This is a genomic window from Nostoc sp. UCD121 (assembly GCF_014222285.1).
GTDB lineage: Bacteria > Cyanobacteriota > Cyanobacteriia > Cyanobacteriales > Nostocaceae > Nostoc.
On the sequence record NZ_JACKZS010000373.1, the window covers coordinates 1 to 3,888 of the forward strand.

Consider the following 3,888-nt stretch of genomic DNA (forward strand, 5'->3'; position numbering starts at 1 on the left):
AGTATAGACTTAGGAGCTTTATGTGGATCTAAATCTAGTCTTAACCTCTCTGCTGTATCTCTCACAAATAAACAAAATTTAGCTATTGAGACGGTTAAACTTATTATTAAACAGACTGATGATGATAGAGAATATTATGTAGCAGGCGTAGTCAGGAACACAGGAAATATCGCTCAGAAATATATAGAAGTTTTTTATCAAGGTTACGAGCTAATTGATGGTTCATTAAAACCTAGTGAATCTAATAAAGTATTTGTGGATAATGTTATATTGCAACCAGGCGAGGCAACAACTTTTATTAAAAAACTCAAACGCGATCCTGAGTTATTAATCTTAAATTCTTTAGATTCAGTTGAAGAAGGTTCCATACCACTTAATATTTGCTATGGAAGTAGTGTTGGAAAAAGAGAATTATGTCAACGTCTTTCTCCAAGGATAATTAGCTCACTGGATACAATCTTTAAATAGGTTTTATACTAATTAGTGATATAGGGCAGAAAGATAAAAGCCAGTTGCGAATTCCCGACTGGCTTTTTAATTAGGGGTTCAGCCGGGATACCCGCAAAATAGGACACGTTGTAAATTTTTGTTGCAGAGCATGTTTTATTGATTTACCAACTTGCCCATAAATGATGTGCGGACAATCAAAATTTTGCACGGGCAAATCAACTCTTCGCCCCTTTCAGTGCCTCAAGCTTGCCCATAAACAATCATTTTTGGGAATGTTTCAACTGGAGGAATAAAGTAAAGCTTGGGATTGAAACAACTGTATATCAAGGGTTTAGCTTGATATCTGTTACAGAAATTTACAACATGCCCCGTTTTGCGGGTATCCCGGCTGAACCCCCTTATGCTTGCAGCGCGATGACCACTTGCAGGTATAGTCCCATAAATAGTTTGAGAATTTATGTTTGCATCTCGCTGTATCTTTGGCTGCGTTAGAACTTTTGGCGCGTCTGTGTCGATTGATTTTCACCGTGCTTGCTGTAGACCATGTGATGTACAGCCTACAATGTTTTGACACCTGAACATTGGGCGATTAAAATCGAATGGCATACTGAGTATTAAGTATTATTTAATGCTAACAAAGAAACTTGCAAGCGCTATAGCGATAGGTTTTTTGCTTTTTGGATGCGCTCCAAGCGCTCAAAAACCTATTACCCAAGCAGCAATAGCTCCCCCTCAAAATACAACCCTATCGCCAGTGCCTACTACAGCTACCATTATCCCTGTAGACACATCTGTATTTGATAATGCGTTAAGTACAGCAATAGGAGCAAGTACAATTTCTCGAACAGCACAGTCAGATATAGATCGAGAACTTGTAGTAAATAAATGGGAAGAAGCTATTGCCTTAATGAAATCGGTTCCGCCATCTGATAAAAATTATGCTATGGCTCAAAAGAAAATAATTGAGTATAGAAAGAATTTATCCACTAGTTTACAAAAGCCTAAACCGACAATTGAAAAATCATCTGAGCCAAGCAACATAAAATTAGTACCAGTAAATACTACTAATGCTCAAAATGATATATCAGAAGTTATGAACAGCTATATACAATTAGTTCTTTCTGGAGAAAAGGGAGATAAATATTTTTGTTCACCAGAAGATGTTTCTACATTTTTTGCTCCTAGAAGTGCCAAAGTGTTAAACATTGGTGATGAATACACCTCTGCCGGGGGTGGTCGGGGCGCTTATGTAACAGTTCAAATGGAATCAAGTAATAAGGGTGGTAGCCCCATTATTAATAACTGGAAATTTGTAATGCAAAAATCCAAAGGGACTTGGTGTATAGGTACTATCTTTGATCATTAAATTAACAATCAACGGCACACCTGTAGGGGCGATCGGATGCAAGCGATAACATTCCCATGATTGGGTGGCTCATACCCTCATACCACCCATTAAATTAACCTTTTAGTAGCTCCTAAGACTCTGTGATCGCTCCCGGCTGCTGACTGCGGGGATAAATGAGCAGTCGTACAGAAAGTTACGCTAAGGCTGTAACCCTTGCTGGATAGGCATTCTGCAATTCGATATTTTTCGCAATTCTCGATGTACCAATTAACCTATAGATTATTTGGTGCAACAATTTAATACGGCTCATCTTGGGTTTGAAGCTTATAAATTTCAGAGACTTCAATTGGTACACTTTTATTATCGGCGATCGCAGATTGAAAGTGGCTCATCAAGTCCTTAGCGTAAGTTTCTGCATGGATGCTCATTTCACCCCACTGCCTACCCATTCTGAGGTTGTTGAATGTGCGTTCGCGTACTGCCTCATAATCTGGCTTTGATTCCAGCCCAAGAGATTCGCCCTTTTCTCTCAAGCGGATGAGGGAACAATAAGCAAATACTAGCCGCATTTGGTGAGATTATTGTGTTCCTTAAATAAATTAGGAGGTGATTCCAATTTATAAGCTTCCAAAACGCACTAATGCACAAAAAATAGGCGAGAGTGCAGCAGATATTTTCAGTGCCACATTTACTGAATTTTGTAACGTAGTACCAATTCCACAGTCCAGAGATTTAGGCATTGATTTTTATTGTGAGTTAATGGAGGGTGAATATCCTACAGGCCTTCTCTTTAATGCTCAATGTAAAGGGAAAAACAAAATAGACATTAAGAATAATTTCTTTACTAAAGAAATTAAAGTAACTACAATCAATTACTGGCTTAAATGCCCTTTGCCAACAATCTTGTTTATTTATGATCGGCAAGATAAACATTTTTACTGGTGCTTCCCACAAGAGTTTGTATCTTTATTAAGTAAAGATTGGCAATCTCAAGAAATGATTTCCATTCCAGTTGAAAAATCAAGTAAATTCAGTCGTGATATTACTGAATTTCCACCTATTATTAAAACATTAGTCGAAAATTTTGTTCCTAATAAATTTCGAGAAATTACAGTACATTTGACCCAGCAGAAAATATTAGTACAAACCAAAAAAGTAAATTTATTCAAAGAAAGTAGCAAAACCTACAAGCATCTTGATGCTATACGAAATTGTCTTATTGCGTTATTAGTTGAACAAAATGAAATTAAGCAAGAAACGGTAAAAATAATTGATGCAGAACTAAAAATGTATTGGAATTTAATTGGAAAAATTGATTATGATGTTCCAGAGCTAAGGCAATATATGCACACAGACTCTATTTTTGATGAAAAATTTAGTGCTGGCATTCCAAGAGATATTGAGTTGCGAATGACACAATGTTTGAAGTTTTTTGATGCAAATCCAAGTTCACAAAACTTAGATAAATTGCTTGATATATACAGTTCTCTAGTGCAGTTAAATAAAGACTTTTACTGGGTAATTAATAATCTAGCTTATTAGTAAACTAAAATCCCTTAACCAAGTAAGTTACTCTTGCCTAAACCCAGACAACTAGCGGATGTTATCTTAATCGTGGTTGGTGGTAGGAATTGCTGGCGCATCCAGGGAGAGCGATCGCTTTTAATCGGCAGTCATTATTGAGATACAGCCTAACTTTAAGGTAAAAGGTCAACGGTTCAGTTCGGAGGAGTTGAAGCGACTGTTTAATGAGTTTGTCTACGGCATACGGCACAATCACGGCAATTCCTACGCTGTATAGGTCGTAGCCTACGGCATGGCTACGGCAACGCAGACAGCCACGGCTACCCAAGCTTTTAAGTACGGTAAGATTTTCAAGTCACTATCTTTGCTATTTTTATGAAAAATTGATACCTTACTATCTTTCTTAACAGTACAATCCTCAAAATAAGTGATTATTCTGAGGATTTATAAATAAAATCCTACTAATATGTACTTTTCAACCTTATAAAATTTAAAAGACTTTAAAAATATGTCTGCTGTTAACCAGCTAATTAAAAGATTTACAAAGTATATACAGACCATTAAAT

The 3,888-nt window shown here is 36.6% G+C and carries 5 protein-coding genes; 3 read left to right on the top strand and 2 right to left on the bottom strand.

What is annotated here, in order from left to right; all coding sequences use genetic code 11:
• Both GNF10_RS35700 and GNF10_RS35705 read left to right on the top strand, forming a co-directional pair.
• The coding region (locus tag GNF10_RS35700; protein WP_185607434.1) for a hypothetical protein at positions 1 to 468 on the top strand (468 nt) is incomplete at its 5' end.
• A 610-nt stretch (positions 469 to 1,078) separates the two neighbouring features.
• Positions 1,079 to 1,816: a hypothetical protein gene (locus tag GNF10_RS35705; RefSeq protein WP_185588077.1), complete on the top strand. Its 738-nt coding sequence runs from the start codon at positions 1,079 to 1,081 to the stop codon at positions 1,814 to 1,816.
• Positions 1,817 to 2,094: 278 nt separating this feature from the next.
• Here GNF10_RS35705 and GNF10_RS35710 read toward each other — a convergent pair whose 3' ends face one another.
• Positions 2,095 to 2,367: a hypothetical protein gene (locus GNF10_RS35710; protein WP_185588074.1), complete on the bottom strand. Its 273-nt coding sequence runs from the start codon at positions 2,365 to 2,367 to the stop codon at positions 2,095 to 2,097.
• A gap of 37 nt (positions 2,368 to 2,404) precedes the next feature.
• Here GNF10_RS35710 and GNF10_RS35715 point away from each other — a divergent pair, with 37 nt between their 5' ends.
• Positions 2,405 to 3,340 carry a DUF4365 domain-containing protein gene (locus tag GNF10_RS35715; protein WP_185607435.1) on the top strand — a complete coding sequence of 312 codons (936 nt, stop codon included), beginning with the start codon at positions 2,405 to 2,407 and terminating at the stop codon, positions 3,338 to 3,340.
• A gap of 61 nt (positions 3,341 to 3,401) precedes the next feature.
• Here GNF10_RS35715 and GNF10_RS35720 read toward each other — a convergent pair whose 3' ends face one another.
• Positions 3,402 to 3,650: a hypothetical protein gene (locus GNF10_RS35720; RefSeq protein WP_185607436.1), complete on the bottom strand. Its 249-nt coding sequence runs from the start codon at positions 3,648 to 3,650 to the stop codon at positions 3,402 to 3,404.
• Positions 3,651 to 3,888 lie beyond the last annotated feature (238 nt).